The 25,606-nt window shown below is 55.3% G+C and carries 30 protein-coding genes and 1 tRNA gene; 14 read left to right on the forward strand and 17 right to left on the reverse strand.

The features are described 5' to 3' along the window. Positions 1–43: 43 nt before the first annotated feature. On the forward strand, positions 44–862 hold the full coding sequence (folP, locus tag CS910_RS06165; RefSeq protein ID WP_099210319.1) for a dihydropteroate synthase: 819 nt from the start codon (positions 44–46) through the stop codon (positions 860–862). Here the strand turns inward: folP and CS910_RS06170 are convergent. The 3 genes from CS910_RS06170 to sppA are packed head-to-tail and all read right to left on the reverse strand — an operon-like array spanning position 840 to position 3,304. Then, entirely contained in the window at positions 840–1,844 is a 1,005-nt protein-coding gene (locus tag CS910_RS06170) for an AI-2E family transporter (protein ID WP_099210321.1), read from the reverse strand. The two genes, folP and CS910_RS06170, sit on opposite strands and share 23 nt — an antisense overlap. After that, positions 1,834–2,313 (reverse strand): PH1570 family protein, encoded by a 480-nt coding sequence (locus CS910_RS06175; RefSeq protein ID WP_099210323.1) that lies wholly within the window; start codon positions 2,311–2,313, stop codon positions 1,834–1,836. Before CS910_RS06175 ends, CS910_RS06170 begins: the two co-directional genes overlap by 11 nt. A gap of 4 nt (positions 2,314–2,317) precedes the next feature. Next, a complete protein-coding gene (sppA, locus tag CS910_RS06180) occupies positions 2,318–3,304 on the reverse strand; it encodes a signal peptide peptidase SppA (RefSeq protein WP_099210325.1) in 987 nt (328 codons plus the stop codon). 93 nt (positions 3,305–3,397) lie between these two features. Between sppA and CS910_RS06185 the strand changes: the two genes are divergently transcribed. After that, positions 3,398–4,204 (forward strand): sugar phosphate isomerase/epimerase family protein, encoded by an 807-nt coding sequence (locus CS910_RS06185; RefSeq protein WP_099210327.1) that lies wholly within the window; start codon positions 3,398–3,400, stop codon positions 4,202–4,204. Here CS910_RS06185 and CS910_RS06190 read toward each other — a convergent pair. From CS910_RS06190 to CS910_RS06205, 4 genes are read right to left on the reverse strand one after another with little or no spacing between them, the layout of a single operon-like run. After that, positions 4,190–4,594, reverse strand: coding sequence for a ribonuclease III family protein (locus CS910_RS06190; RefSeq protein WP_099210329.1), 405 nt, complete (start codon positions 4,592–4,594; stop codon positions 4,190–4,192). The genes CS910_RS06185 and CS910_RS06190 overlap by 15 nt on opposite strands. A 5-nt stretch (positions 4,595–4,599) precedes the next feature. After that, a complete protein-coding gene (locus CS910_RS06195; RefSeq protein WP_099210331.1) occupies positions 4,600–4,887 on the reverse strand; it encodes a DNA-directed RNA polymerase subunit L in 288 nt (95 codons plus the stop codon). Continuing rightward, a complete protein-coding gene (locus CS910_RS06200; protein WP_099210333.1) occupies positions 4,877–5,506 on the reverse strand; it encodes a DUF2067 family protein in 630 nt (209 codons plus the stop codon). Before CS910_RS06200 ends, CS910_RS06195 begins: the two co-directional genes overlap by 11 nt. Further along, positions 5,503–6,096: an exosome complex RNA-binding protein Csl4 gene (locus CS910_RS06205; RefSeq protein WP_099210335.1), complete on the reverse strand. Its 594-nt coding sequence runs from the start codon at positions 6,094–6,096 to the stop codon at positions 5,503–5,505. The genes CS910_RS06200 and CS910_RS06205 overlap by 4 nt, the downstream gene beginning before the upstream one ends. Before the next feature lie 111 nt (positions 6,097–6,207). Between CS910_RS06205 and CS910_RS06210 the strand changes: the two genes are divergently transcribed. Next, a complete protein-coding gene (locus CS910_RS06210) occupies positions 6,208–8,088 on the forward strand; it encodes a threonine--tRNA ligase (protein WP_099210337.1) in 1,881 nt (626 codons plus the stop codon). Here the strand turns inward: CS910_RS06210 and CS910_RS06215 are convergent. From CS910_RS06215 to CS910_RS06230, 4 genes are read right to left on the reverse strand one after another with little or no spacing between them, the layout of a single operon-like run. Continuing rightward, complete coding sequence (locus CS910_RS06215) at positions 8,047–8,811, reverse strand: hypothetical protein (RefSeq protein WP_099210339.1); 765 nt, start codon at positions 8,809–8,811, stop codon at positions 8,047–8,049. The two genes, CS910_RS06210 and CS910_RS06215, sit on opposite strands and share 42 nt — an antisense overlap. Before the next feature lie 3 nt (positions 8,812–8,814). Further along, positions 8,815–9,489 carry a TBP-interacting protein gene (locus CS910_RS06220; protein WP_099210341.1) on the reverse strand — a complete coding sequence of 225 codons (675 nt, stop codon included), beginning with the start codon at positions 9,487–9,489 and terminating at the stop codon, positions 8,815–8,817. A 60-nt stretch (positions 9,490–9,549) separates the two neighbouring features. Beyond that, on the reverse strand, positions 9,550–10,344 hold the full coding sequence (gene uppS / locus CS910_RS06225; protein WP_099210343.1) for a polyprenyl diphosphate synthase: 795 nt from the start codon (positions 10,342–10,344) through the stop codon (positions 9,550–9,552). Positions 10,345–10,349: 5 nt separating this feature from the next. Beyond that, on the reverse strand, positions 10,350–10,874 hold the full coding sequence (locus CS910_RS06230; protein ID WP_099210345.1) for a gamma carbonic anhydrase family protein: 525 nt from the start codon (positions 10,872–10,874) through the stop codon (positions 10,350–10,352). A gap of 71 nt (positions 10,875–10,945) precedes the next feature. Between CS910_RS06230 and hjc the strand changes: the two genes are divergently transcribed. The 6 genes from hjc to CS910_RS06260 all read left to right on the forward strand — a co-directional run bounded on the left by hjc (position 10,946) and on the right by CS910_RS06260 (position 16,016). Then, entirely contained in the window at positions 10,946–11,344 is a 399-nt protein-coding gene (gene hjc / locus CS910_RS06235) for a Holliday junction resolvase Hjc (RefSeq protein ID WP_099210347.1), read from the forward strand. Further along, positions 11,334–12,893: an Ig-like domain-containing protein gene (locus CS910_RS06240; protein ID WP_099210349.1), complete on the forward strand. Its 1,560-nt coding sequence runs from the start codon at positions 11,334–11,336 to the stop codon at positions 12,891–12,893. The genes hjc and CS910_RS06240 overlap by 11 nt, the downstream gene beginning before the upstream one ends. Positions 12,894–12,969: 76 nt before the next feature. Beyond that, positions 12,970–14,010 (forward strand): lysyl aminopeptidase, encoded by a 1,041-nt coding sequence (locus tag CS910_RS06245; RefSeq protein ID WP_099210351.1) that lies wholly within the window; start codon positions 12,970–12,972, stop codon positions 14,008–14,010. Between the two features lie 60 nt (positions 14,011–14,070). Next, on the forward strand, positions 14,071–14,634 hold the full coding sequence (locus CS910_RS06250) for an archaemetzincin family Zn-dependent metalloprotease (RefSeq protein ID WP_099210353.1): 564 nt from the start codon (positions 14,071–14,073) through the stop codon (positions 14,632–14,634). Continuing rightward, positions 14,631–15,167 carry a class IV adenylate cyclase gene (cyaB, locus tag CS910_RS06255; protein WP_099210355.1) on the forward strand — a complete coding sequence of 179 codons (537 nt, stop codon included), beginning with the start codon at positions 14,631–14,633 and terminating at the stop codon, positions 15,165–15,167. Before CS910_RS06250 ends, cyaB begins: the two co-directional genes overlap by 4 nt. Continuing rightward, the gene (locus CS910_RS06260; RefSeq protein WP_099210357.1) at positions 15,168–16,016 is read left to right on the forward strand and encodes a hypothetical protein; all 849 of its coding nucleotides are present in this window, start codon (positions 15,168–15,170) and stop codon (positions 16,014–16,016) included. It abuts the gene before it with no gap. Here the strand turns inward: CS910_RS06260 and CS910_RS06265 are convergent. Together CS910_RS06265 and CS910_RS06270 are read right to left on the reverse strand one after the other, a co-directional pair. Continuing rightward, complete coding sequence (locus CS910_RS06265) at positions 15,919–16,752, reverse strand: energy-coupling factor ABC transporter ATP-binding protein (RefSeq protein ID WP_099210359.1); 834 nt, start codon at positions 16,750–16,752, stop codon at positions 15,919–15,921. The two genes, CS910_RS06260 and CS910_RS06265, sit on opposite strands and share 98 nt — an antisense overlap. Further along, positions 16,749–18,227 (reverse strand): TrkH family potassium uptake protein, encoded by a 1,479-nt coding sequence (locus CS910_RS06270; RefSeq protein ID WP_099210361.1) that lies wholly within the window; start codon positions 18,225–18,227, stop codon positions 16,749–16,751. The genes CS910_RS06265 and CS910_RS06270 overlap by 4 nt, the downstream gene beginning before the upstream one ends. A gap of 90 nt (positions 18,228–18,317) precedes the next feature. On the opposite strand from CS910_RS06270, the gene map reads away from it, so the two are divergent. The 3 genes from map to CS910_RS06285 all read left to right on the forward strand — a co-directional run bounded on the left by map (position 18,318) and on the right by CS910_RS06285 (position 20,103). Beyond that, positions 18,318–19,205: a type II methionyl aminopeptidase gene (map, locus tag CS910_RS06275; protein ID WP_099210363.1), complete on the forward strand. Its 888-nt coding sequence runs from the start codon at positions 18,318–18,320 to the stop codon at positions 19,203–19,205. Between the two features lie 125 nt (positions 19,206–19,330). Next, complete coding sequence (locus CS910_RS06280; RefSeq protein ID WP_099210365.1) at positions 19,331–19,633, forward strand: hypothetical protein; 303 nt, start codon at positions 19,331–19,333, stop codon at positions 19,631–19,633. Continuing rightward, the gene (locus CS910_RS06285; RefSeq protein WP_099210367.1) at positions 19,588–20,103 is read left to right on the forward strand and encodes a putative toxin-antitoxin system toxin component, PIN family; all 516 of its coding nucleotides are present in this window, start codon (positions 19,588–19,590) and stop codon (positions 20,101–20,103) included. The genes CS910_RS06280 and CS910_RS06285 overlap by 46 nt, the downstream gene beginning before the upstream one ends. A 95-nt stretch (positions 20,104–20,198) precedes the next feature. Here the strand turns inward: CS910_RS06285 and CS910_RS06290 are convergent. Beyond that, positions 20,199–20,285 (reverse strand) — tRNA-Ser (locus tag CS910_RS06290). Positions 20,286–20,421: 136 nt separating this feature from the next. Between CS910_RS06290 and CS910_RS06295 the strand changes: the two genes are divergently transcribed. After that, positions 20,422–21,597, forward strand: a complete 1,176-nt coding sequence (locus tag CS910_RS06295) for a CBS domain-containing protein (RefSeq protein WP_099210369.1) — start codon at positions 20,422–20,424, stop codon at positions 21,595–21,597. On the opposite strand, the gene CS910_RS06300 is transcribed toward CS910_RS06295, so the two are convergent. Genes CS910_RS06300 through CS910_RS06310 form a run of 3 tightly spaced genes read right to left on the reverse strand, consistent with a single transcriptional unit; the run spans position 21,590 to position 24,725 of the window. Continuing rightward, positions 21,590–22,705: a DUF835 domain-containing protein gene (locus CS910_RS06300; protein WP_099210371.1), complete on the reverse strand. Its 1,116-nt coding sequence runs from the start codon at positions 22,703–22,705 to the stop codon at positions 21,590–21,592. The genes CS910_RS06295 and CS910_RS06300 overlap by 8 nt on opposite strands. Beyond that, entirely contained in the window at positions 22,702–23,958 is a 1,257-nt protein-coding gene (glmU, locus tag CS910_RS06305) for a bifunctional sugar-1-phosphate nucleotidylyltransferase/acetyltransferase (protein ID WP_099210373.1), read from the reverse strand. Before glmU ends, CS910_RS06300 begins: the two co-directional genes overlap by 4 nt. Continuing rightward, positions 23,955–24,725, reverse strand: a complete 771-nt coding sequence (locus CS910_RS06310) for an undecaprenyl-diphosphate phosphatase (RefSeq protein ID WP_099210375.1) — start codon at positions 24,723–24,725, stop codon at positions 23,955–23,957. Before CS910_RS06310 ends, glmU begins: the two co-directional genes overlap by 4 nt. A 55-nt stretch (positions 24,726–24,780) precedes the next feature. Here CS910_RS06310 and CS910_RS06315 point away from each other — a divergent pair, with 55 nt between their 5' ends. Next, a complete protein-coding gene (locus tag CS910_RS06315; RefSeq protein ID WP_099210377.1) occupies positions 24,781–25,575 on the forward strand; it encodes an MBL fold metallo-hydrolase in 795 nt (264 codons plus the stop codon). Positions 25,576–25,606: the final 31 nt, after the last annotated feature.

Below are 25,606 nucleotides of genomic sequence, written 5' to 3' on the forward strand. Positions count from 1 at the left end.
TCACCCTTTTATTGACTCCCGAGAATCCTCTGCGGTGGTACTAATGAAGTTTGCGGGAGTTAATCTTGACGAGCCGAGGGTAATGGGAGTGATAAACGTCTCGCCGGAGAGCTTCTACAAGGGGAGTGTGAGGAACGACGAGAAGGCCCTTGCCGAGACCGCCGTTAGAATGGTCGAGGAGGGCGTGAGCTTCATAGACATAGGCGCGAAGTCAACAGCTCCCTACCTCGAGACCCAGATTCCACTTGAAGAGGAAATCAGAAGGGCAGTTTGGGCTGTTAAGGTCGTCAAGGACGCGGTTGATGTTCCGGTGAGCATAGACACCACGAGCGCGAGGGTTGCTGAGGAAGCCCTGAAGGCCGGCGCCGACATCATAAACGACGTAACCGGCTTCAAGGGCGACCCGGAGATGGTAAGAGTTGCCTCTGAATACGGTGTTCCGGCCGTTCTCTGTGCCCACGGAAATGTTGAGGACTTCTCGGACCCGGTCAGGACTGTCATTGAGTTCCTTGAGGAGAGCCTGACGATAGCGGAGGAGCACGGGGTTGAAGATGTTGCCGTCGACCCCGCCATCGGCTTTCTGCGTCCGGAGTGGCCGCCGTGGTACGAGTGGGACTCGAAGGTAATAGCGAACCTCAACATGCTCAAGCTCCTCGGAAGGCCAATTCTCGTCGGCATCTCGCGGAAGTCCTTCATAGGCGCGATAACGGGCAGGAAGGACCCCTCTGAAAGGCTCGCCGGCAGTCTGTCGGCAACTGCCATAGCGGTTTTCAGGGGTGCGGACATCGTGAGGGCCCACGACGTGAGGGAAACGCTCGACGCGGTTAAGGTTGCCGAGTTCATCGGGCGGTTTTCGTCTTAGAGTTCTTCGCCCTCTTCCATTCTTCGAGGAGCGTTATCAGAAGCGACAGCGAGACGGGCCCGATGATGATTCCGACGAAGCCGAATGCGATGTAGCCCCCAAAGATTCCCACGAGGCTTACGAGCGCGTTAACGCCCCACTGCCTCCTGCCAAGTCTTTTGGATAGTACTATGTCAGGTAGGGGCGAGATGAGGGTGAAGCCGAGAACCCCAATCGTGAATGCCTTTCCGTAGAGTCCAGACTTAAAGAGGTACACTGCACCTGCACCCCAGACGACCCACCCGCCAACGACCGGAAGGAGCTCGAGGACGACCGTTAATATTCCGGCCGCTATCGAACCGCCGGCATCGGAGATTCCAATGAGGTAAAAGAAGAACGCGAGCACGGCGCCTTTGCCAACGCTGACGAGAAGCCATCCGCGCAGAAGGTAGTGAAGGGTTTCCGTTGCGCTGTTTATGAGCTTTCTTGCGAGCTCTTCCCTGCTTGGAGGCAGAAGGGCGTATATTTCGTCCCTTATGGCTTTTGCATTTACGAGGACACCGTAAAAGGCAAAAACTGCAACGATAACCTGAAGGGATAGCTTGGGCAGGGAGTAAGTGTAACCTAAAACATACGCGTTGAATCGTTCGGATATTGCCCCGGAGAGCCTGTGAAGGAGGTCGTACATTCCCTGAGGAAGGTTTAGACCGAGTAGCCACTTGAAAAACGTATCAACGTAGTCCGTCAGAGAGTACTTGATATCGTTCATCCAGAGGGCAAAGCCGAGGATGAAAAGGAATGAGAAGACGGTGAGAAGCCCTGTGAGGAGCAGAGCTGACCAGCGGTTGCCTATTCTGACGCTGAGTCTCTCGTGAAGGGGATAGAGGATGTAAGCGAGGGTAACGGCCACGATAAGGGGAGAAAGAACGGGACTAACCGTCTGCCACGTGAGGTAGAGGACCCCCAGTGAGACGCCAATCCAAACTGCCGTTTCAAGCTCCATCCAGCATCCCCAGGTATTTTAGGATTAGCTCCCTCGCGCTCGGCTTGCTGAAGACTATCAAATAGCCTCTCTCATCGAGGATGAAGTCCTTCCCGAGCGCGAGTAAAGTCTTCTTGAGCTTCACGATTTCGGCCCTCTCGAGGTCCACCCGCTCCTTGACTTCCTCTGGGGCATCTATCTCCTTCAAAGCCTTCTCAAGCCTGTTGAGGACGCTCCTGTTGACGAACTTGACCGGGCTGAAGTCCGGCTCCTCCGCGACAATCTCACTTGGGTCAAGGTAGATGCCCCAGTGCTCCTTGGCGCACTCAAAGGGGTATACGTAGTCCTCCCCGTAGTCAGGGAGGTAGAGCTCCCTTATCACCGCGAGGAGAAGCCTTCTGGCGTCTTTTCCGTAGAACTCAATCCTGAGCTTGAACTTCCCGTCGTCGAAACCGTTCTCGAAGACCTCAAGCTTCTCCTCGCAGAGCATGTCCTCACCCCCGCAGATACGGTTCGAGATAGCTCGGGTCGAGATAAAGGGCCTTGCTCCCGGCAATTCCAAAGTCGCTCGGGGTTTCAAGGTTCTTGTATATCACAACCCTTGCGCTCGTAACGTTCATTAATTTTTCGAGGGCTGCTATTGCAGTGTCCATTCCACCGGTCTCGTCCACGAGCGTTCCTGTAACGTTCTCAGCGAACCATGTCCTTCCTGTGGCGAACTTCTTGACCTCCGAGACGCTCATGTTCCTGCCCTCGCTCACCGCCCGAAGGAACGCTTGGAAGTAAGTGTTGACCATGTTGGCGATTATCTTTTTCTCCTCGGGCGTTAGGTCACGCCACTCGGCTCCCATATCTTTGTAGGGGCCCGTTTTGAATACCTCGACTTTGATTCCGTTCATCTGGTAGTTCTTCTGAAGGTCATAGTGAACGTAGATGACGCCGATGCTCCCCACCTCCGCGAGGGGACTCGCGACTATCTTGTCGGCCCCGTTGGCTATGTAGTAGCCGCCGGAAGCCATTATTCCGCCGGAATAGGCAACCACAGGCTTGACGAGGGCGAGTTTCTTGACTGCGGAGTAGATGTCCATAACAGGGCCAACGTCACCGCCGGGACTCTCAATCCACAGGAGGACCCCTCCGATTGAGTCGTTGCTTGCGATTTCCCTCAACAGGGGGACGACTTCAAGGGCAGTATAGTCGGTTATTATTCCAAAAATCGGGACTACGGCTATCGTTTTTCCTCCGGTTCCGTTGATGAGCGAGCGAAGGTAAGCGACCTCATCCTTCAGCTGGCTGAGCTGGTAGCTTGACGTCCCGTTGCAGGTGACGTTCAGCGGGTTTTCTATCACCGCTGGGGCCGTTGCATTTGGTGGAACCCCTATCGGCGAAGTCGCCTGGTAGAGCACCGCTATTGCCACCACCGAGAGGGCGAGCAGAAGAGCGAGGACGGCCGAGATATACTTCCATATGTTCTCCCTCATCCTCTCACCTTAGACCCCTTGTCGGGCCAACTTTTAAACCTACCCTCGCTAAGCTTTTTATATTCCCCCGAGAAATTCGGGGCAGGTGATTGCATGGAGATTGGGGTGACAATATATCCCCATTTCGTTACAAAGGACAAGAGCCTCGCGTCAATCCTGGCGGACGTCAAGATTAAGGACTACGACTTCGTTTCAATATTCCCGCACACGCTCGGACTAATCAAGAACGGCATCGTCGTCGAGAAGAAGCTCAGGAACATAGAGACGACCCTCAGGGGAGTCGGGATAAGCTACATCGTTAGGATGCCAACATCGGTCAACCTGCGCGACCACATCTACTACACGAGGCACTTCCGCGTCGCCAAGGCCGTCGCCGATGTTGCAATCAAGCTCGGCGCCAAGGTCATAGTCATGCAGAGCGGTAGAACCGGAAGGCTCGACCTCGAAATTGAGGCCATACAGCAGTTGGCAGATATGGTCGGGCCCTTCGGCATAAAAATAGCCCTCGAGAACACCTTCAGCGTCAAGGACACGCTCTACGTCGTTGAGAACGTTGAGAGGGACAACGTTGGCTTTGCCCTCGACGTTGCCCACGCCTTCCTCAGCGCCCAGGGCAACGAGGAGAAGCTTTTGGAGGATGTGAAGCTCGGCACCGACAAGACAGTAATCCTGATGATACACGACAACTTCGGAAAGCTCTTCCCGCAGGTCGAGCCAGAAGATGCTCTCGCCTACGGCGTCGGCGACCTCCACCTGCTCCCGGGCGAGGGCAAGATACCCTTCGGTAAGGTTCTTAAACTCTTTGGGGACGTCCCCCTGCTCCTGAAGGTTAAGGACCCCGAGAAGTTCTCCAAGATACCGAGCAAGCAGGGGCTCATAGAGCTGCTAACGAGCCTCTAATCTCAACCTTTTTCCGATTTCCCTGTAGAGAACCGCGAGGGCCCTTCCTATCGCCTCTTTCTTCCTTGTGAAGTGGGTAACGTCGTCGCTCAGGTTCTCGCGGATTAGCTTGACGGCTTCCTCAATCGTTATCAGCCCTTCGAGCCAAGCGTAGGCGAATATGGCCTCTGCAACGTCGCCCCTCGTGTGTTTGTCGCTCCTCGGCGGGGCGAGCCTTCTTAGACCTGACATCTCAAGGGCTATGCTCAAAGAAGCGTTCGGAACCCTCTCCCCGGTCGGCCTTCCGAGGTACTCGCTCAATGCCAGAGAAAAGACGAAGTTGAGGAGAGAATCGCCGAATTTGGCGAGCCCCTTGTCGGTGAAGTCCTTGGGATAGGGAAAAGAGGCCAAGGGCTTCACCCTTCGAGGGCCTTCTTCCAAGCCTCGAGAAGAACCCTCGCGCGGTCGAATATCTTCTGCGCGGCCTCCTCGAGGGCTTCCTCAGGCTTGACCTTGCCGTCAGTAACGACCTTGAAGCGGGGCTTTCTGGCCATCAGAACGGGGTGCTCGATGGTGTAGCCGGCGAACTTGACGTGCTCGTTCTCGTGGAGCACCTCGTTGAGCAGGTTGGCGAAGGTGTGGTCCTCTCCCTCAAGGTAGAACTCAATGAGGTTCTCCTCGCGCTTTATAACCTCAATCCTCATCAGCATCACCCGATAAAGCTTTCAACAGCTCCTCTAAGGCCTGCTCCTTGTTCTTGACCAGTTCGTATTTAAACTTATCCTCCTTCCATTCCGCCAGGCCGAGCTCAACAAGCTTTTCTATCACCTCGTCGGGCTCAATGTTGAAGGCGACGCTGACGGGGATTACGACCTCTCTAATCTGTCTCGTCGTCTGGAGGGCTATCTCGGATAAGGCCTCGCCGAGCTTTCTCACGAGTTCAACTGCCTCGCCCCAGGGGAGGGAAGTTACGAGCTCGTCCTCCCTCAGCTCTGCCGTTTCGCCGAGGAGCTCAAGGGTTCTCATGATTATCGGCGTTGATACGCTCGTCCCTGCCTCGCGCAGGAGGTCGTCTATCGTGTAGTGGTATAGCCCGCGCCTGTCCGGGTAGAGCTTGGCCCTTACGCGGTTATGAATCTCGCGTATCTTCCTTATGGCTTCTCTAATGTCGTCCTTCGTTCCCTGGACGTTTATCTTCAGCGAGTCGAGCTTGCCGTGGACGTAGATGAAAGCGGGTAAGCGGAGCCTCTGGAGCTCCTTCATGAACTCCTCCTTTTCCACGTCGCTCTTGACGTGAATCGTTATTACCTTCTTGGCCCTCATAGAGACACCTTCAGCTTTCTGTAGTAGGGGGAGAGCTTTCTCGTCTCGACGTTTCCACAGCGCGGACAGATTAGCTTGTCCCCGCGCCTGATGAGGGGCGTTCTGCAACGGGAGCAGAGGGCGTAAACGACGCCGAGGTCCTTTCCACGGGTGGTGAGCTGTATCGGGCTCTTCTCGTTGGCTATAACCTTAGCCCTGACCACGTCACCAATCTTGAACTCCTTCGTTATGTCCTCAACAAAACCTTCCTTGACCTGCGAGATGTGGATTCCGGCGAGCTTTGAGGTCGCTATCTCCCTGTCGTTCTCGCGACCCTCTATCTGGAGGAGCTGAACTATAACGGCCTGTGGCTTGACCTCTATGACCCTCGCGAGGACTATGTCCCCGACCTGCGGAAGGGGCGGGGTGTCGGTCACAGGTTCGACGCTTATCTCCATCTTCTCCGGGTTGATTCTAACCTTGCCCGCTCTGGTTGCGTAGAGTTCGCCGTTCTCCTCTCTAACCCCCTCGCCGGGCATGAACTCCTCTATGACCCCGAGGTAATCTCCGGGGAGGACGAGGTCACCGTTTTTAACCTTCCTGTCTTCCATCCCCTCACCTCCGAAGATTTTCCGACGCCTTCTTTTTAAGCGTTCCCCAACGTTTATAGGCCGAAGGAAAAAGTTTTAGTAATTCGAAACGATGGAAGGGTGGTGGTAGGAATGAGAATGCTTCTGATACACGCCGACCACCTCGAGTACGAGGTCAGGGATAAAGCCTTGAAGAACCCCGAGCCCATAAGCGACGAGCAGAAGAAGGGCAGGCTCGACGAGGTGCTGGCGGTTTTCATAAGCGTCGAGAAGGTTGATGAGACCAACCCTGACTACGTCGTCGAAAAGGCCATCGAGGAGATAGAAGAGGTCGCGAAGCAGGTCAAGGCCGAGAGGATATTCGTTTACCCCTTCGCCCACCTCAGCAGTGAGCTGGCGAAGCCGGGCGTCGCCCTTGAGATACTCAAGAAGATAGAGGAGAAGCTGAAGGAGAATGGCTATGAGGTCAAGCGCGCTCCCTTCGGCTACTACAAGGCCTTCAAGCTGAGCTGTAAGGGACACCCGCTGGCCGAGCTCAGCAGGACCATAGTCCCTGAGGAGGGCGTTTCAAAGGAGGAGCGCAACATAGCGCTGGAGAAGGAGGAAAAGGAGCTCGTCAGCTACTGGTACATCCTCACCCCAGAGGGAGAGCTCATCGAGGTTGACAAGTTCGACTTCACCGGCCACGAGAACCTGAAGAAGTTCGTCAACTACGAGATAGCCAAGAACAGGATAGCCGACAGGGAACCACCGCACGTCAAGCTCATGCTCGAGCACGAGCTCGTTGACTACGAGCCGGGAAGCGACGGCGGAAACCTCCGCTACTACCCGAAGGGACGCCTTATAAAGGGCCTCCTCGAGCAGTACGTCACCGAGAAGGTCGTCGAGTACGGAGCGATGGAAGTGGAAACTCCGATTATGTACGACTTCGAGCACCCAGCGTTGGAGAAGTACCTCAACCGCTTCCCCGCGAGGCAGTACATCGTCAAGAGCGGTGACAAGAAGTTCTTCCTCCGCTTCGCGGCCTGTTTCGGCCAGTTCCTCATCAAGAAGGACGCGATAATCAGCTACCGCAACCTTCCGCTCAGGATGTACGAGCTCACCCGCTACTCCTTCAGGCGCGAGAAGAGCGGTGAGCTCTCGGGCCTCAGACGCCTCAGGGCCTTCACGATGCCCGATATGCACACCGTGGCAAAGGACCTCAAGCAGGCGATGGACGAGTTCAAGAAGCAGTACAAGCTCAGCATGGAGGTTCTCAGGGGCGTTGGGCTCACGCCGGAGGACTACGAGGTTGCCATAAGGTTCACCCGTGACTTCTGGGAGGAGAACAGGGACTTCATCGTCGAGCTGGCGAGGATAATCGGCAAGCCTGTCTTGATAGAGATGTGGGACCAGAGGTTCTTCTACTTCATCCTCAAGTTCGAGTTCAACTTCGTTGACAACCTCGACAAGGCGGCCGCTCTGAGCACCGTCCAGATTGACGTTGAGAACGCCGAAAGGTTCGGCATAACCTACTACGACGAAGAAGGCAAGGAGCGCTACCCGCTCATACTCCACTGCTCGCCGAGCGGAGCCATCGAGCGCGTTATGTACGCAATCCTTGAGAAGCAGGCTAAACTGCAGGCCCAGGGCAAGAAGCCGATGTTCCCACTCTGGCTCAGCCCGATACAGGTTAGAGTGATTCCGGTCAGCGACGACGTCATGGACTACGCGCTCTACGTCGCCGGCAAGCTCGAAGGCGCGAAGATTCGCGTTGACGTTGACGACACCAACGACAGGCTCAACAAGAAGATAAGGAAGGCCGAGAAGGAGTGGATACCCTACATCATCGTCGTCGGCAAGAACGAGAAGGAGCAGAATACCGTGACGGTTAGGAGAAGGGAGGACGGCAAGCAGGTTGAGATGCAGTTGGAAGACCTCATCAGGGAAATCAGACAGAAGACTGAGGGCTTCCCCTACAAGCCGAGGCCCCTACCGCTTCTCCTCAGCAGAAGGCCCAAGTTCAGGGGCTGAAAGCTTTTTCAATCGTATTTTTCTCCTTCCACTTTTAACCCTGAGCGAGTACACAGCGGGTTCGAAGTCCGCGTACGGTGCCTTCAGGAAGTAGAGGAGCTCCTTTATGTGGTCCTCGCGAATCCAGGACTTAGCGAGGAGAACGTAGTCGCTGACGTTTGAAACCCACGCGACGAAGCGCCGTGAGACCATGTCGGCGTTTATGGGTAGCAACAGAATCGATTCCGGAAAGCGAACGCTTTTGTCGGCCACCGTCTGGTTTAGAAGCTTCAGCGTCTGGTCCTCCCCGAGCATGAGGGATGCCCCGTCGAGTGTATATATCAGTCTTAGGACCTTTCCCGAGCGAACCCGCTCGCGAAGGGGACCGCAGTAAATTCTGTCTATTTTTGGGTTTATCGTCTCGGGCTCAACCCTGTCGAGGTAGAATACGTTGTTGATATTGTCCTCAAGGTGGGTGTAGCGGGAGCCGAAAACGTCTATCACCGCCATGTCCCCCCGTTCGAGGACCTTAATCGGATTGAAACCGACGCTCTTACACCTTCTGAAGAAGCTCCGGAGGGGGACGCTGTAATTGGAGACCACCGCGAAGTAGCCGTCTTCAACGGCTCTTCTGAGAAAAAGGAGGAGAATCTGCCAGGCGGAGGAATAAGCGTCGTAAATAACGGTAACGGTCGAACCCCTCACGTGTTCCGGTGGGAACACTTCCAGCACGTCAACGTCCATCAATCACCCTCCCGGGGGTGCTCCCGAGAAGGCTTCCCTGAGGAATTCTTTGGCTTCCTCGCTGAACTGGTCGAGCTTGACCTCCTTGCCAAACTTGTCGTAGACCTTGCCGTCCCTGAAGTTGAGCTCGAATATCTCGTAGTGCTCCTCGCTCTTCTCGTGGAGCTTTATTCCGTGGCCCTTCAGGTGGTTCTCGAGGTTCTCGATGTCCACGTATTTGCCACACTCCTCGCACTTATAGAACTGCCAGAAGATGTAGTCCTGACCCGCTAAAACGTTGGCCTTTATGTGGTTTATCAACGCACCGCCGAGGTACTCGTAGACGTCCTCTTGAACGAGCTTGCCGTTGTCGTCAACGACCTTGAAGCCGGCCCAGACTATGTGGTCGTTTATGTCGGCGAGGGTAGCCTTAAGGTAGCGATAGGTAAGCACGAACGTGCCGTTCTTAACGTAGAAAACTCCCTTGTCGGGGATGGCCACGATGTGGATTCCCTTAACGTCCTTCCCGGCGAGCGAATCAGCCTCATCCTTGTTCTTGGCCACATCGATGAAGACCTCGACGTTGCTCTTCTTGTGGGTTCCGATTATGGTGCTTCCCTCTATCCGCCAGTGGTAGTCGTCGAGGTAGCGGACCTGCGTGTACACCTTCTTAACGCCGGGACTCAGTTGACTGTACATGCTCACCACCTGAGAAGGTTCTCGCGGGCCTTAATAAGCTTTAGCGGAAAAGCTTAAAAACTACCGCCCAAAGCGCCTCTGCCTCTTCTGGAACTCGCGGATGATTCTGAGGAAGTCAATCTTCCTGAACTCCGGGAAGTAGACGTCCACGAAGAAGAGCTCGCTGTAGGCTATCTGGTAGAGGAGGAAGTTGCTTATCCTTACCTCGCCGCCGGTCCTGATGACTATGTCGGGGTCAGTCATGTTCGGGTAGTACAGGTAGCGCTTTATCAGGTCCTCATCTATTTCCTCGGGCTTTAGTTTTCCTGCTAAAACATCGCTCACTATATCCTTCACCGCATCGGCGATTTCACTCCTCCCGCCGTAGGCCAGGGCTATGTTGAGGGTGTAGTTGCCGTACTTCCTGGTAACCCTCTCGGCTTCTTCTGCCGCCTTCCTGACGTTCTCGGGGAGCATCTCCTTTCGGCCCAGAACGTTCACCCTTATCCCGTACCTGTGAACCCTCTCGTCCTTCACGAGCTCCTTAAACTTCTCCTCGAAGAGGTTCATGAGGGCGTTTACCTCCTCTTTGGAGCGCTTGAAGTTCTCGGTCGAGAAAGCGTAAACTGTTAGTGTCCTTATTCCAAGCTCCCTGCACCACTCGAGGATTTCTTCGAGCTTTTTGGAGCCGAAGAAGTGACCGTACCACGGGGGCTTCTCGAGCTTTCGAGCCCACCGTCGGTTCCCGTCCATTATGATTGCCACGTGCCTCGGAATGTTCCCCGATTTAACCTTCTCCAGGAGATAGCGCTCGTAGAGGTCGTAGGCTGGCTTGAAAATAATGTGGGGGATGTGGGAGAGGAGCCTGTAAATCATGGCCCTCACTCAAGCCTCTTCCTTGATTTGAGGTGCTTCTCGGCGAGCTCCATGTAGATTTCCGCGTTCTTCTTCGTCCACTCGATTTCCTCCTCGGTGAGCTGTCTCACGACCTTGCCCGGGACGCCGAGGACGAGGCTGTAGTCGGGAATCTCCTTGCCCGGCGGGACGAGAGCCCCGGCGCCGATGACGACGTGCTTCCCTATCTTCGCGCCATCGAGGATTACGGAGCCCATGCCGATGATGACGTAGTCGCCTATCTCCGCCCCGTGAACGACGGCGTTGTGGCCTATGGTGACGTACTTTCCGATAATCGTTGGCTGGTTGTGGGAGGTGTGTATGCTCACATTGTCCTGAACGTTTGAGCAACAGCCAATGTAAATCTGCTCGATGTCGCCCCTGAGAACCGCCGAAGGCCAGACGCTCGTCTTCTCCTCCAGAACAACGTCCCCAATGACGGAGGCGCTCTCGTCAAGGAAAGCGGTCGGGTGAATCTTCGGCTTCTTTCCGTTGAACTCGTAAATCGCCATTTTTCATCACCGGGTTATAGTCCCGGGGAGAACTTATAAAGATAACCGGCCAACTTAACCGGGGAAAGGCCATGAGGTACAGGAGAGGTGCCAGCGCCGAACGGGAGCTGATACGACTCCTTGAAGGGGCGGGGTTTGCGGTCCTCCGCTCGGCGGGGAGCCACAGGATTGACCTCGTCGCGGGCAACGGAAGGGACTACTTGTGCATCGAGGTCAAGAGCACCCGCTCAAAGAGGCTCTACATATCATCTGAGGACGTTGAGAAGCTCGTTTCATTTGCCGAGAGCTTCGGCGGGAAGCCGGTCTTGGCCGTCAAGTTCATAAACGTGGGCTGGCGCTTCTACTTCCCCGACGAGCTCAGGAAAAGCGGTAAGAACTACCGCGTTGAAGTTAGTGACGCTTTCCACACCCTCGAAGAGCTCGTCGGGAAGCAGAGAACCCTTGATGGGGTGATTGGCGATGAGGTTTAAATTGTGCGCCCTCCTGATTGTCATGCTCCTGCTGGTTCACATACCAGCCGTTTCGTCCGAGGGCTCATCCCTTCTGAGCGTCACGGTTCTCAACGACACCATTCCCGCACTTCCGGGGAGCACCATTGTCGTTCCGTTCTCGATAACCAACCTTGGAAACGAGACGATAAACAACGTTACCGTTTACGTTACCGGGCCTGCTCAGGGCTTTCAGTACAGTGTTAAGGTGATAAGGACCCCCATCGAGCCCGGAAAGAGCGTGAACGACACGATAACGGTCAAAGTTCTGAATACGGAACCAGGTCCCTACCTCCTCACCCTTGTCGCGAGGGTGGGGAGTGTCTACGCGAGCTCAAAGTTCGTTGTTCGCGTTAGGAGCGTTATCGACTACACGCCTTCAATCGTGACGGATAGAAAATACGTGTACGGCCACGGCGTCAACGTAACCCTTAGGGTGTACTCGACCTCAAACACGGTGATAACGGGAAAAATCGGGTACGTAATCGAGAGGAACGGCGTTCCCCTCGTTAATGAAACGTTGATAACCTTTGTCAGGCCAGACTCGTTCTGGATAAAAAGGCTTTCCTGGAAGACCCTTCCGGTCGGCAACTACACAGTACTTCTCTGGGCCAACCTCAGTGGGGTCTACAAGTCAGCAACTGCCTCCTTTGAGGTTTACCAACGAAACCTCCACTACAGGGTCTACTTCTGGGACGGGGCGATACATGTTAGGGTTTACAACTCAACGGGGGGCGTTCCGGGCATTCCTGTTGAGATAAACGGTCTGAAGTTCACGACGGGTCCTGACGGCACGTTCACGTATGCGGTACCCTCACCCGGGCTCTACAACGTTGTTCTGAACCTCGACGGCAGGATAGCCGTCGTTCCGGTTACCGTTGAGAAGCTCTCGATAAGCACCGCCCAGAGCGGAAACGTCCTGACCGTTAGGGTGACCGCCAACAACACCCCAGTCCCCAACGTAACGGTAACCGTTCTCGGTCCTGCTTCAACCGCCTACGGCGTGACAAACGCCAGCGGAGAGGCAGTTTTCAACCTCACGGACATAGGTTACGGCACCATCGTGGTACGTGCTCAGAGCGACCGTTATCTTCCCAGTGAAACCGTGATTGCGGTTTCAAGGCCATCCCAAACCACGACTTCAAATCCAAGCCCAACTCGGACATCATCCACCACGTCAACGCCCTCGAACACAACGTTTCCAGTTCCAACAGAGACATCGAAAGCCACATCAACCAGCCCGAGTCACGTTGGGATAATCCTAATCCTCGCCGGGCTCATCCTCGCGGGAACCTCCTACCTCGCCTTTGCCGTTCCAGTAATCCACGAGGAGACCCTCGACCGCTACTACTTCCTCAAGGTTCGTGCGCCGAAACTCCGCCCGCTGAAGAACTACCGCGTTGAGCGGGCAGTTAATGCCGTCGAGGTGCGCGTGACAAGGGGCAACGCGAAACTCGAGAACGGAAAACTCGTCTGGGAGCTCGACCTTGAGCCGGGTGAGGAGGCCTATCTCCAGGCCGTTCTAGGCTGACCTTTTCTTTTCCATTAGTAAACCTTATTAAGCCGGCCGAATACATTCAGATGACAGTCTAAAGGAGGCGAAAGCCATGGTGAACCTCGAACTGCTGAAGAAAATCGTCGAGGCCCCGGGCGTTTCTGGATTCGAGTTCCTGGGAATCAGGGACGTCGTTATAGAGGAGCTCAAGCCCTACGTTGACGAGATTAAGGTTGACAAGCTCGGAAACGTCATAGCGCACAAGAAGGGAAGCGGTCCAAAGGTCATGATTGCGGCTCACATGGACAAGATAGGCGTCATGGTCAACCACATAGACAAGGAGGGCTACCTTCACATCGTTCCCGTCGGTGGAGTTGACCCGAGGACGCTCGTTGCCCAGAGGATAAGGTTCTTCACCGAGGAGGGCGAGCGCTACGGAGTCGTTGGCCACATTCCGCCCCACCTCCAGAAGCCCGAGGACAGAAAGAAGGCCGCTGACTGGGATACGATAGTCGTTGACGTCGGCGCCGACAGCAAGGAGGAAGCCGAGGAAATGGGCTTCCGCGTTGGAACCGTCGGCGAGTTCGCCCCGGCATTCACCCAGCTCAGCGAGAACAGGATTGCGACTCCGTACCTCGATGACAGAGTTTGCCTCTACGCCATGATAGAGGCCGCCAAGGCCCTCGAGAGCCACGAGGCGGACATCTACTTCGTTGCGAGCGTTCAGGAGGAGGTTGGCCTTCGCGGTGCCAGGGTTGCGAGCTACGCGATTGACCCGGAGATAGGCATAGCGATGGACGTCACCTTCGCCAAGCAGGTCGGCGACAAGGGCAAGATTGTGCCCAAGCTCGGTGGCGGACCGGTCATGGACGCCGTTGGTCCGAACATCCACCCCAAGGTCCGCGCCTTCGCCGAGGAGGTCGCCAAGAAGTACGACATTCCGCTCCAGGCCGAGGCCAGCCCGAGGCCGACCGGAACCGACGCCAACATAATGCAGATTAACAGGGAGGGCGTCGCGACAGCTGTGCTGAGCATACCGATACGCTACATGCACAGCCAGGTCGAGACCGCGGACATAAGGGACATCGACCTTACCATAAAGCTCGCCAAGCACCTCCTTGAGGAGCTCAGGCCGATGGACCTCACTCCGTGATAGAGTTCCGCGATGGAAAGGTTTATTGGCTTTTCTTCCCTTCTTATACTCGGTGACCCGATGATAGCGGTCGTTTCAATTGGCCCCATCGAGCGGTCGCTCGTTGAGGGCGTCGTTGACTTCGTAAGGAATTACTACTCACGCTTCGGGATTAGTGTCGAGTTCACGGGCGTGATTCCGGCCGAGCCCTTCTCGGTTGCCTTCAACGCCAGGAGAAACCAGTACCTCGGGAGAATTTTCCTGCCGACGCTCTCCGCCCTTCGGGAGAAGCTTGGGGCAGTAGCTATTCTCGGCATCACGGAACTTGACCTCTACGAGGAGGGGCTGAACTTCATATTCGGCCTGGCAAACCCCTCCCTGAGGAGCGCCATCGTCTCGGTTCACAGGCTCAGAAACGAGTTCTACGGTCTTGAGCCCGACGACACGCTCCTTCTTGAGCGGACCGTCAAGGAGGCTATGCACGAGCTCGGCCACGTTTTCGGTTTGTCCCACTGTCCGAACCCGAGGTGCGTTATGCACTTCTCGAATTCCCTCCTCGACACCGACGCCAAGGGGCCCCTCTACTGCCCGAGGTGCGAGGAGAAGCTTGAGGAAAACCTTAGGAGACTGGGGGTGTTGTCGTGATTGAGGTTGAGGTCAAGGGCTACGCCGACGATAGGGTCTTTGAGCGCGTTAGGGAGAGCTTCCGGCTCATAAGGAAGGAGTACCATGAGGATACCTACTACCAGCACCCGTGCAGGGACTTTTCGAAGACGGACGAGGCCCTGAGGATTCGCGTGAGGCGCTTCAACGGCCACTTCGAGGCCTTCTTGACCTACAAGGGGCCTAAGCTTGACTCTGTCTCGAAGACGAGGGAGGAGATAGAGGTTCCCATCGAGGACCCCGATGCCCACGCGAGGATTCTTGAGGCTCTCGGCTTCCGCGAGGTTCTGACCGTCGAGAAGGTTCGCGAGAAGTACTACGTCGAGAAGGGCATCACCCTGACCCTCGACGAGGTTGAAGGCGTCGGGAAGTTCGTGGAGATTGAGGCTCTGACCGACGACAGGGAGAAGGTCCCCGAACTGGTTGAGAAGCTGAGGGGAATACTCATGGAGCTCGGCGTTACCCGCTTCGAGAGGCGTTCCTACCTCGAGCTACTGCTCGGGAAGGGGGGCTGAATGGGAAAGCTGGACGAACTGTTCGGTGCAATCAAGGGGAAGCGGCCTGATACGGAAGTGCTCACCGAGATAGAGGACAGACTGCTCGTTGACGACGTTCCCGGGGCTATAGCTCTCCTAGAAGAGCTCGAGAAGGAGCAGAACGTCGTAATAGCGGTCAGGATGATTCTTCGAAAGATTCTCCGCATGAAGGAGTCCGAGGAAACGGAAGTTCGGCTCGTCCCACTTCTCAAGCAGCTCGTCCCCTACATCAACGGGGTGAAAAACGAGCGCTACCGTGCGCTTCTCCTCGGTGAGCTGGCGATGGGCTTCTACATCATCGGGGCCGAGCTCGAGGGGGACTTTGCTCTCAAGGCCTCGATAAACCTTGCCCTTAACCACCCGGACATACTGCGGGACATAATAATGGGTCTGATTGACGCGGGCCTCTTTCCAAAGGCAGGATACGCCATGAAGTTCGTCAAGGACAAGGAAAAGCTCGACGTTGTTCTCGTTCACCTTGCCGAGGTTCTCTACGAGAGGGGCGAGGCCGAGAAGGCTTTGGCGGTGATAGGTCACATAACGAGCAACTTCCATCGGGCCGTTGCGTTACTTCACCTGGCCCAGTTTGAGAAGGAGCGGGATAGGGAGAAGGCCCTTCAGTTCGTTGACTGGGCAATAAAGCTCGCCGAGAGGATAGAAGACCCCGACGCGAGGTTCGAGCTGATGCTCAAGCTCTACGACCTGAGGCACGAAATAGTGGGTGAGCCGCTCAGCCTCTCCGAGCTACTCGCGAGGGAAACTCCTGAGGAGACAGAGCAGGCGGAAGACCAAGGGCCCTCGACAGGAGGAGGGAGTGGGGGACCTTAACCCCTACCTCTATGAGCTCTTCAACCCGTTCTGCAACCTCTCGGGGGTTTCCCTGGAGGATTACTCTCCCACCGTTTAAAACCACGAGTCTGTCAGCTTTTCTGAAGAGGAAGCGCGAATCGTGCTCGACCATAACGACCGTTGTTCCTGCCCTGTTGAGCTCCTCAACGACTCTCAAGACTTCCCGCTTCCCCTTCGGGTCGAGCTGGGACGTCGGCTCATCCAGAACAAGGTGGCTCGGCTTCATCGCTATTACGGACGCTATAGCTAACCTCTGCTTCTCCCCTCCACTGAGGTTAGGGGGAAACTCGTTTTCGAGGCCCTCGAGACCGACCACCTTAAGGGCCCACTCAACCCGCTCCGCTATCTCCTCCCGTGGAAGGCCGAGGTTTTCAAGGGCGAAGGCAACCTCATCCTCGACGGTCATGTTGAACAGCTGGCTCTCCGGGTTCTGAAGGACGAGACCAACGAGCGTTGAGAGCTTTGAAACCGGCGTTTCCGTCGTTTTGAAAGTTTCCCCAGTTTTCTGGTCCCTAACGATGACTTCCCCCGAGAACGCTCCCCTAATCGAGCTGGGTATTATCCCGTTCAGCGTTAGTGCGAGCGTTGACTTCCCGCTCCCGCTCGGGCCAAGGATTCCTACGAACTCGCCGTCCTCTATTTTTAGGCTCACATCCATTAGGGCCGGCCTTTTCGAGCGGGGGTATCTGAAGGTAACTTTCCTGACTTCAATCATCTCCTCGTCACCCTCGGGAAGATGAAGGCAACGCTCAGTATGAACACCAGCGTCGAGAATATCTCCAGCCTGCCAATCCACATCAGGAGGATGTAGAGAACCTTGAGGTCAACGGGCATGTGGGGGGAAGTTATGCCAACGCTCAGCCCGACGTTGCCCTGGGCAGATGCCACCTCGAAAAGCGCGTTCGCGAGGCTCGTCTTGACACGGAGCATCGTGTAGACGGTCCCGACGAGGAGGAACGCGAGGTAGGTCATTGTGAAGCTCATGACTTCCTGTATGTCCTCCTCGCTGAAAACGTAGTTGCCGACCTTCCTCTTTATGACTGCCCCCCTCGGGAGGATTGCGCTCTCTATGGTCCACTTCAGGCTCTCGTACATCAGGGTAACGCGGATTAGCTTGATTCCACCGGCAGTGCTTCCTGCACCGCCACCGATGACCATGAGAATCGCAATTATGAACTTCGCAACCTCCGGATAGTTGGAGAGGCTCGTTATCTGGAACCCGGTACAGCTGATGGCCGAGACCGCGTGGAATATCGCTCCCTGCAGGGCCTGGCCGACCGGGTCACCCACCTGGTAGAGGCTGTAGGCGATTATCGCGATTGCGGGAATCAGGAATATAAACATGTAACGAACCTGAATGTCCTCAAAGAATGGCTTTAGAGACTTGCTCTTGAACACCCGGTAGTGAACGGTGAAGTTGACGGCGCCCATTATCATTAGGAAGATGGTGACGGCGTTTATCGCGGGGCTGTGGAAGAAGCCTATGCTCTGGTCGTGGGTGCTCATACCACCGGTTCCAAGGCCCGTCATCGCGTGGGTGAGGGCGTCGAACGGGTTCATCCCGTTTATGTAGTACAGGTAAGCGCCGACGAGCGTGAGGGCAAGGTAAATCTCGAAGATGACCTTTGAGGTGTTGACGAGGTTGGGGAGTATTCTCTCGCTCCTCGCCTCGGCCCGGTATAGCCTTGCCGCCGCGACACCAGGCCTTATCAGAATCGAAAGGGCCACGAGGACTATCCCAATTCCACCGAGCCACTGCATCCACGCGCGCCAGAATAAGAGTATCTTCGGATAGCTGGAGAGATGACTCATCATGGTAAGTCCCGTTCCCGTCCACGCGCTCATGCTCTCGAAGTAGGAATCCACGAAGCTCATGTTGGCTATCTTCATGAAGGGGACGACGCTCACAAAGGACGCGAAGAGCCACGTGAAAGCGGCCGCAATCATGGCCTGCCTCAGGTTGACGTCCTCAACCTTGCTTGAGTGTCTGCTCAGCCATGCCCCAAAGAGAATGCATGCCATTCCGGGGATTGCAAAATAGGGGACGTATTTAACTTGGTCCGGATAGAACCAGATGAGGAGTACTGGGAAGAGATAGGCGAGGCCTACTCCTTGAAGGATTGAGCCTATGAGGTTCTTAACGACGAAGAGGTCGGCCGAGACGTTGATGCGCTTCCTGAATTCGAGCATCGCCTCACCGTCTCGCCTAAGGGTGGCGAGAATAAAAGGTTTTTCGTAAGGTTTAAGGGGAGCCTAACACCACTTGGGTCGGTGGTAGAAGTGGACGAACGGGAAGCGCTGATTAGGGCAGGGGAGATTGCAAGGAAGGTTAAGGAAGAGGTCGTTGACCTAATCAAACCGGGTACGAAGCTCTATGACATAGCGGAGTTCGTGGAAAGACGCATAGTCGAACTCGGCGGAAAACCGGCTTTTCCCTGCAACCTCTCGCTCAACGAGGTGGCGGCGCACTACACCCCCTACCGGGGGGATGATACCGCCCTCAAGGAAGGTGACTACCTCAAGCTCGACCTCGGCGTTCACGTTGATGGCTACATAGCGGACACCGCGGTAACGTTCCGCGTCGGAATGGAGGAAGACGAGCTCATGGAAGCGGCGAGGGAAGCCCTTGAGAACGCCATAGCGACCGTCAGGGCCGGAGTGATGGTCAGGGACGTTGCGAAGGCCATTGAGGAGACGATACGCGGTAAGGGCTTCAACCCGATAGTTAATCTCAGCGGCCACAAGGTCGAGCGCTACAAGCTCCACGCTGGAGTCAGCATTCCGAATGTTTACAGGCAGGCCGATACCTACGTTCTCCAGGAGGGAGACGTCTTCGCGATAGAGCCCTTCGCGACGACCGGCGCGGGGCAGGTGATAGAGGTCCCGCCGGCGCTGATTTTCATGTACGTCCGCGACAGACCGGCCAGGATGCTCCAGGCGAGAAGGTTGCTCATGCACATCAAGCGCGAGTACAAGACCCTGCCTTTCGCGTACCGCTGGCTCCAGGGCTTTATGCCGGAGGGACAGCTCAAGATGGCACTCTCACAGCTGGACAAGGCCGGTGCGATATACAGCTACCCGATACTGCGCGAGGTCAGGGGTGGCATGGTGGCCCAGTTCGAGCACACGGTCATAGTCGAGAAGGACGGGGCGCACATAACGACGTGAGATGCCCCCTATATTCCCAATTCTTTCAAAACCATCGCTCTCCTCGTGCTTCTACCGTTATACCGTATGAGAAAAGGGAGAAAAGGTTAATAACATCCATCTCCAAAGTCCATTAGGTGTGGGTTATGGCCATTAGCGTGAAGAACTCCGAGGGGGTTCGGCTCCTCATCGAGGAGGTTGCCAAGGCCGTTGGTGTTTCTCCCGGAGAGCTCTTAGAGTACTACGAGTGGAAGGCCACATTGGAGAAGCTCAAAAGGGCCACGACAAAAAAGATGACGAATGAAGAGGCAATAACGTTTCTGCAATCTCAAATGGGGAAACGGAAAATCAGCGAAGAGAAAGCCGTTGAGCTTTACTACGAGGCCCGGGAGGAGATAAAGAGATGGGAGCAAATAGAGAGAAGACTAAAACAGTTAGGCCTCGAGTAGTGATAGACACTTCGGTTCTGTTCTCAGCCGTCATCTCAACTAAAGGTTATGCTTTTGAAGTCTTAGAGCTTTTGGCGCGGGGTGGCATAATCAATTGCGTTTCTTCCCAGACCTTGGACGAGTACTACCGCAAACTCACTTCAAGGAAAGCACTCAAGTACATTTCTCTTGAGGAGGCCATCGGGTACTTAACCCTCGTGGAGAGTTTATCTGAGATGGTAGTCATAAAGCACTCTTTCCAAAACTCGGAGGACGTTCTTGAGAAAGTTCGAGACCCGGAAGACATTCCTTTCCTCGATGTGGTTTATAACGCTGAAGCCGAGTTTTTGATAACGTACGATAGGAGGCACTTGGTAAAGATTCGAGATGAAGATACGAAAAAGTTCAAGCTGAGGGGTCATGAGTTCTACATCTTGACGCCGGATGAGTTTATCCACACCTACCGCAGAAGAAAGTACCTAAAGTCCTAGACCTTTTGGTCATTGTGATGGGAACAAACTTTACATGTCCCTACGGAATTTGGAGAAGTGTGGGAAGGGAACCCCCACGGGCTCGGCAGTTTGTTTGGCGCCGGGGCAGGGATTTGAACCCTGGTGGGCGGACGCCCACGGGATCTCGAGTCCCGCGCCTTCCCAGGCTAGGCTACCCCGGCGCGGTCTTTGGTTTGCCAACCGGTTTTATAAATCTTTCCGCGAAAACTTTATTAACCTAAGTTAACTAAAATGTCGCCGGTTGCAAAGGTTTAAATCCCAGGAGAACCAATATATAAATTGCAGGAGGTGGCAGAAATGGTCGGAATTCAGGTGCAGGAGGTAATGACCGACAGGTTCCAGAAGATAGACATCGACGCCCCCCTTTCTGATGCCATAGGAATCTTCGAGAAGGAGGACCCCGACCTCATTCTGGTGTTCGATGGAAACCTGTACAAAGGCGTTCTGACCCAGGACTTGATTATTCGCTCCCACCTCAAGTGGGACCCCACGAAGGCCAAGGTTAGGGACGCTTACAAGCCTGCCCCGGTTATAAAGCCCGACGAGGATTTGAGCAAGGCCGCAAAGCTTATGATGGAGGTTGACCTCCGCTCCCTCCCGGTGGGGGAGAGCAAGGCTGAAATCATCGGTGTTATAAACGATATAGCCGTCCTTGATAGGGTTTCTGAGACCGAGTTTGGTAAAAGAAAGGTAGAAGAGTTCATGACCAAGGACGTTATAACCCTCAAGCCCGACGATACCGTCGCCAAGGCCCTTGCAACGATGCGCGACCACGCGATATCGAGGATTCCAATAGTTAATGAGGAGGGCAAGCTCGAAGGTCTCGTCACGCTCCACGACCTCATAGTGAGGTTCATTAAGCCCCGCTTCAGGGCCAAGGCAGGAGAACTGGCCGGCGAGAAGATACCGCCCTTCAGCATGCCCCTCCGCGACGTGATGATTAGGGGAGTCATAACGATTCTCCCGGACGCGAAGGTCAGGGAAGCGGTCGCCACGATGAAGGACAACGACATAGACGGCCTCGTCGTCGTCAACGAGAACAACAAAGTCGTTGGAATACTCACCGTCAAGGACCTGCTCCTGCCCATCTCGAAGATGACCGAGAAGGAGGCGAGGTTCTACCTCCAGCTCGGCGGTGACGCCTCGATACTCAGCGACTTCACGAGGGAAAGGATAATCGAGGACATCAAGCGCTTCGTCGACGGCTACGAAGATTTACTCGGCCAGGAGGGCATAATATACCTCTACATCAGGCGCTTCCCCGAGAAGTTCAGGGGAGTTCACCTCTACCAGGCCAGGATGAGGGTCGTCACCGACAGGGGCGTCTTCGTTGCCACCGGCGAAACCTGGGGAGCGATACAGGCGGTTCACGACGCTTTGAGGGCCATCGAGAGACAGCTCCTTCAGAAGGCAGAATTGGAAAAGGACACGCGCTACGCCAAGAGGTTCCTCGAGAAGCTCGGCCTCAGCTGAGCTCCTCGAACTCCCTCTCTATTATTCTCTTCTGACGCTCCTCAAGGGCCTCTGGATTTATAACTAGAACCAGTGTTCCTCCATCTGACACTACCCTGTCCTTAAGGTTCAGAAGGAACTTAACGGCGTTTTCAAAGCCGTTCTCAAGCATCAGGTACTCGAAGGCCTCGACGTATATTGTCTTGTACCCTTGGGCGAGTGCGCGCGCGATTAAATCAGTAAGGATTTCAATCTTCGTCGGACTTATTGCATAAATCTGGGGTTTCTCCTCCAGCTTGCCCTCCTTCGCGCGCGTGACCCAGAACACGAGGGTCTCAGAGTTAAGGGAGCTTTTCAGGGTTCTCAAATCTTCCCTTGTTATAACAACGGTTCCCGGCATTGACCAAAGCTTGCCGAGCTTTCTAAAAGCCTCCCCTCTGGAGCGGAACAAAAAAACGCCTTTCTGAGGTGGATGTTTCCCTTCGGTTTTAACGGGGGTCACAGGATAGAACACGAACTTGACTGCACCGACTGCGGCCATCAGACGGAATATTCCGCCAAGAAAGAACCCTATAGGCGCAAACCAGTTTATGAAACGTGTGACCGGGTAGGTAAGGTTGAGGGTCCCCAAGAGAATTAATCCCCAGGGAAAGAGCGCCTCTGGCGTTCCCCGTGAGATGACGTATTTATCCAGGACCCACCCGAGGTAAACGAGCGACCCTCCGAGAACAAGAGAAGGAAGGATGGACCTTTCAGTGGGACTCTTAAAGACGTCGGTTGCGAGAAGAAAGAGCCAGATGTACGAGGCAACAGCTAGAATGGAGATGTAAACCGTGTGCCTGAAATCGGTCTTCCCGTACTTCAGATGGAACGCCCCCCAGATTATCAGAATTCCAAAGAAGAAGTTTGGAATCTTGGCGGCTATAACGTAAGCCTGGGGATTTATGTGGACACCCAAGGGGGCCAGAATGTAATCTTCGATTCCAATTGCGTCTATGAAGAACGCGGTGCTAATCAAAACCCACCCCTTATCCCTAGTTTCGTGGGCTTTGTAAGCAACGGCAACGAAAAGTACCCACCTTGAAATAAAGTTGAGGTAGGGTATGAGGTTGCTTCTAGGGATGCTCATTTCTCCATCACCAACTTCTCCTGCCTCACTACCACGAGGCTGTTTGGCGGGACGTTGCGGTCAACGATAACACCTGGCCCTATAAAAGCGTTGCTCCCAATCTTTCTGCCAGGATAGATGCTGACGTTGATACCAACCTTTACGTTGTGCCCGATTATTGCCCCGAGCTTGTGCCTGCCGCTGTCCTCGAGCTTCCCCTTGATTTCAACCTTGACGTTGCCCCTGTCGTGCCTCAGGTTTGCCGTTATCGTCCCCGCGCCGAGGTTCGTGTTCTCGCCGATTATCGAGTCGCCGACGTAGTTGAGGTGCGGTGCGTTGCTGTTGTCCATTATGATGGAGTTCTTGACTTCAACCGCGTTGCCGATGTGGCAGTTGTCGCCTATGCTCGTGTGGGGCCTTATGAAGCAGTTCGGCCCTATCCGGGAGTCCCTGCCAATCTTCACCGGCCCGATTATGTAGGCCCCGCTTCTTACCACCGTCCCCTCGCCGATTTCAACGGGGGGAACTACCACCGCCCCTTCCTCGACCGTTCCCCTAATCTCGTGCCTGAGCTTGTTCTTGAGCAGGTATTCGTTGAGCTCAAGTAAATTCCACGGCCTTCCAACGTCGTTCCAGTAGCCATCGTAGGGAACCGCCACAACCTTAAGCCCGGCGTCAATCATGAGGTTAATCGTGTCGGTTATCTCATACTCCCCGCGCTCGCTCAGGCCGGTCTTCTCTATGAAGTCAAAGACGCTCGAACGGAAGGTGTAGATGCCGAGGTTGGCGTAACCAGCTATTTTACCCGGCTTTTCTGCTATGCGCGTTACCCTTGAGCCTTCAACCTCGACCTTGCCGAAGTGGCTCAAATCCTTGAAGTGTTTCACAACAAGGGCGACGTCCGCTTTCTCCCTCCTGAAGGCCGAGACGAGCTCTCTAACCGCTTCCTCCTCGAAGTAGATGTCACCGTTTGCAACTATGAACTCATCCTCGACGCTCTCCCTGGCGCTCTCTATGGCCTTTGCCGTTCCCTCCCCCGGCAGCTGTTCCACGTAGGTTATCGGCTTGCCCCCGAACTCGTCCCCGAGGGTCTTCTTTATCCACTCGCTCTTGTATCTAACCACAATCACGAACTCGTCAACGAACGGGTACAGGTTCTCGAGGACGTACTCGATTATCGGCCGGTTGGCGACCTTGAGAACCACCTTTGGCCTGTCGTCCGTGAGAGGGCGGAGCCTTTCACCCTTTCCAGCCGCGAGGATTACACCCTTCACATTATCACCTCCAGAGTGTAAACGATTATCGCTATCAGCCCGAAGGCGAGGAGAAACTTTCTATCGTGAGACCCGGCGAGGCGCTCAAGCAGGGAGATGCCGAGCAGGGTAACGAAGAAGGCCGCGAGGAATGCGGAAAACGGAATCCACACCGGCCCGTCCGGTCTCCACGTCCCCATGAGGAAGAGCCTGAGGACGAAGTACGCCGGGGAAGCCATGAAGCCCCACTGAATGGCCTTTCTGGCGCTGTGACCCGGCAAAACGAGGCCGAGCGTGACGAGACCGGTCCTGCTGAGGGGACCTAAAAAGGACAGTCCCTGAAGGACCCCGCTCGAGAGGGAGTCGAGTATGCTCGGCTGTTCCGGCAGTCTCTCGTCTAGACCCCTGAGGAGCGCCAGCTTCGGCCACGAAAGGGCGACGGCGAGCAGGAAAATCCCGACGATGAGGTTAATAACACCTGCCTCAAGCTGGGAAACCCTGCAGGCCAGCTTCGAGACCGAGAACCCGAGGAGCACGGTGAAGACGGCCACGAAGAAGAGGTACTTGAGCTCGGCCTCGTAGATTCCGCGCATAGCCTGAAGTGAGAGGCGGGAGTAGGTTTCCCGGTACCTGAAGAAGACGGCGAAAGTCACCCCTAGGTAAGCGGGCACGAGGAAAGCCGAGTAACCAGGAATCAGGGACGACAGGCTCCCCTCCGGACTGAGGGGTAGCACCGAAGCAACCGCAACCAAGACCCCCGAGAGGAGAGCCTCCACGAGTCCAACCATGGTCACCACACAGCAAGTTTTAAGCCACAAACATAAACTTTTCGCGGTGATGCATATGAAGGTTACGATAATTTACGAAAACCACTCGGGTTTCCGGAAGGGTCTCCTTGGTGGGCACGGCTTCTCGGCCCTCGTGGAGCGCGGAGGCGTTAGGGTGCTCGTCGATACCGGCACGGACGGGAGGGTCCTCCTCAACAACATGGAAGCTCTGGGAATCGAGCCGGACTCGATAGATTACCTCTTCATAACCCACGGCCACTATGACCACACTGGGGGCTTGAAGGCGCTTTTGGAGGCACGCTCGAAGCCTCTGAAGGTAATCGCCCACCCCGGAATCTTCCAGAGGAGGATTGCCCTGAAGCCGAGGAGGAGGGAGATTGGGATTCCCTTCACGCGGGAGGAGCTTGAGGGGCTCGGCGCCGAGTTCGTTCTGAGAGAAGGGCCGTTTGAGTTCGCCGAGGGCTTCATGAGCTCCGGCGAGATTGAAAGGCTGACTTGGGACAGGGCCGTCGGCTACTTCCCAGATGGAACGAAGGACCCTGTGAAAGACGATATGGCGCTCATCCTCGACCTCGACGATTCAACGGCCGTAATCACGGGCTGTGGCCATTCGGGAGTGATTAACATCGTCAGGCACGCCGAGAAGGTCAGCGGAAAGCCAGTGAAGGCCCTAATCGGCGGACTGCACCTGATTGGCGCGAAGGAGGAACTGCTTGAAGACGTCCTCAAAAACGTCAAAGCCAGGCTCTACGCGGGCCACTGCACGGGGCTTGAGAGCTTCGCCTACCTCCGCTGCCGGCTCGGGGAACGGGTCGAACCCCTGCACGTGGGCAAGGTCATCGAGCTTTAGCGATATGTTTTTATATTTTCGCACCATTTTG

The sequence above is a fragment of the Thermococcus henrietii genome (assembly GCF_900198835.1).
GTDB classification, from domain to species: Archaea; Methanobacteriota_B; Thermococci; order Thermococcales; family Thermococcaceae; genus Thermococcus; species Thermococcus henrietii.

Coding starts and splice junctions, on each gene's coding strand:
- folP (WP_099210319.1), top strand. CDS start 44: ATGAAGTTTGCGGGAGTTAATCTTGACGAGCCGAGGGTAATGGGAGTG.
- CS910_RS06170 (WP_099210321.1), bottom strand. CDS start 1,844: ATGGAGCTTGAAACGGCAGTTTGGATTGGCGTCTCACTGGGGGTCCTC.
- CS910_RS06175 (WP_099210323.1), bottom strand. CDS start 2,313: ATGCTCTGCGAGGAGAAGCTTGAGGTCTTCGAGAACGGTTTCGACGAC.
- sppA (WP_099210325.1), bottom strand. CDS start 3,304: ATGAGGGAGAACATATGGAAGTATATCTCGGCCGTCCTCGCTCTTCTG.
- CS910_RS06185 (WP_099210327.1), top strand. CDS start 3,398: ATGGAGATTGGGGTGACAATATATCCCCATTTCGTTACAAAGGACAAG.
- CS910_RS06195 (WP_099210331.1), bottom strand. CDS start 4,887: ATGAGGATTGAGGTTATAAAGCGCGAGGAGAACCTCATTGAGTTCTAC.
- CS910_RS06200 (WP_099210333.1), bottom strand. CDS start 5,506: ATGAGGGCCAAGAAGGTAATAACGATTCACGTCAAGAGCGACGTGGAA.
- CS910_RS06205 (WP_099210335.1), bottom strand. CDS start 6,096: ATGGAAGACAGGAAGGTTAAAAACGGTGACCTCGTCCTCCCCGGAGAT.
- CS910_RS06210 (WP_099210337.1), top strand. CDS start 6,208: ATGAGAATGCTTCTGATACACGCCGACCACCTCGAGTACGAGGTCAGG.
- CS910_RS06215 (WP_099210339.1), bottom strand. CDS start 8,811: ATGGACGTTGACGTGCTGGAAGTGTTCCCACCGGAACACGTGAGGGGT.
- CS910_RS06220 (WP_099210341.1), bottom strand. CDS start 9,489: ATGTACAGTCAACTGAGTCCCGGCGTTAAGAAGGTGTACACGCAGGTC.
- uppS (WP_099210343.1), bottom strand. CDS start 10,344: ATGATTTACAGGCTCCTCTCCCACATCCCCCACATTATTTTCAAGCCA.
- CS910_RS06230 (WP_099210345.1), bottom strand. CDS start 10,874: ATGGCGATTTACGAGTTCAACGGAAAGAAGCCGAAGATTCACCCGACC.
- hjc (WP_099210347.1), top strand. CDS start 10,946: ATGAGGTACAGGAGAGGTGCCAGCGCCGAACGGGAGCTGATACGACTC.
- CS910_RS06240 (WP_099210349.1), top strand. CDS start 11,334: ATGAGGTTTAAATTGTGCGCCCTCCTGATTGTCATGCTCCTGCTGGTT.
- CS910_RS06245 (WP_099210351.1), top strand. CDS start 12,970: ATGGTGAACCTCGAACTGCTGAAGAAAATCGTCGAGGCCCCGGGCGTT.
- CS910_RS06250 (WP_099210353.1), top strand. CDS start 14,071: ATGATAGCGGTCGTTTCAATTGGCCCCATCGAGCGGTCGCTCGTTGAG.
- CS910_RS06260 (WP_099210357.1), top strand. CDS start 15,168: ATGGGAAAGCTGGACGAACTGTTCGGTGCAATCAAGGGGAAGCGGCCT.
- CS910_RS06265 (WP_099210359.1), bottom strand. CDS start 16,752: ATGATTGAAGTCAGGAAAGTTACCTTCAGATACCCCCGCTCGAAAAGG.
- CS910_RS06270 (WP_099210361.1), bottom strand. CDS start 18,227: ATGCTCGAATTCAGGAAGCGCATCAACGTCTCGGCCGACCTCTTCGTC.
- CS910_RS06280 (WP_099210365.1), top strand. CDS start 19,331: ATGGCCATTAGCGTGAAGAACTCCGAGGGGGTTCGGCTCCTCATCGAG.
- CS910_RS06285 (WP_099210367.1), top strand. CDS start 19,588: ATGGGAGCAAATAGAGAGAAGACTAAAACAGTTAGGCCTCGAGTAGTG.
- CS910_RS06295 (WP_099210369.1), top strand. CDS start 20,422: ATGGTCGGAATTCAGGTGCAGGAGGTAATGACCGACAGGTTCCAGAAG.
- CS910_RS06300 (WP_099210371.1), bottom strand. CDS start 22,705: ATGAGCATCCCTAGAAGCAACCTCATACCCTACCTCAACTTTATTTCA.
- CS910_RS06310 (WP_099210375.1), bottom strand. CDS start 24,725: ATGGTTGGACTCGTGGAGGCTCTCCTCTCGGGGGTCTTGGTTGCGGTT.
- CS910_RS06315 (WP_099210377.1), top strand. CDS start 24,781: ATGAAGGTTACGATAATTTACGAAAACCACTCGGGTTTCCGGAAGGGT.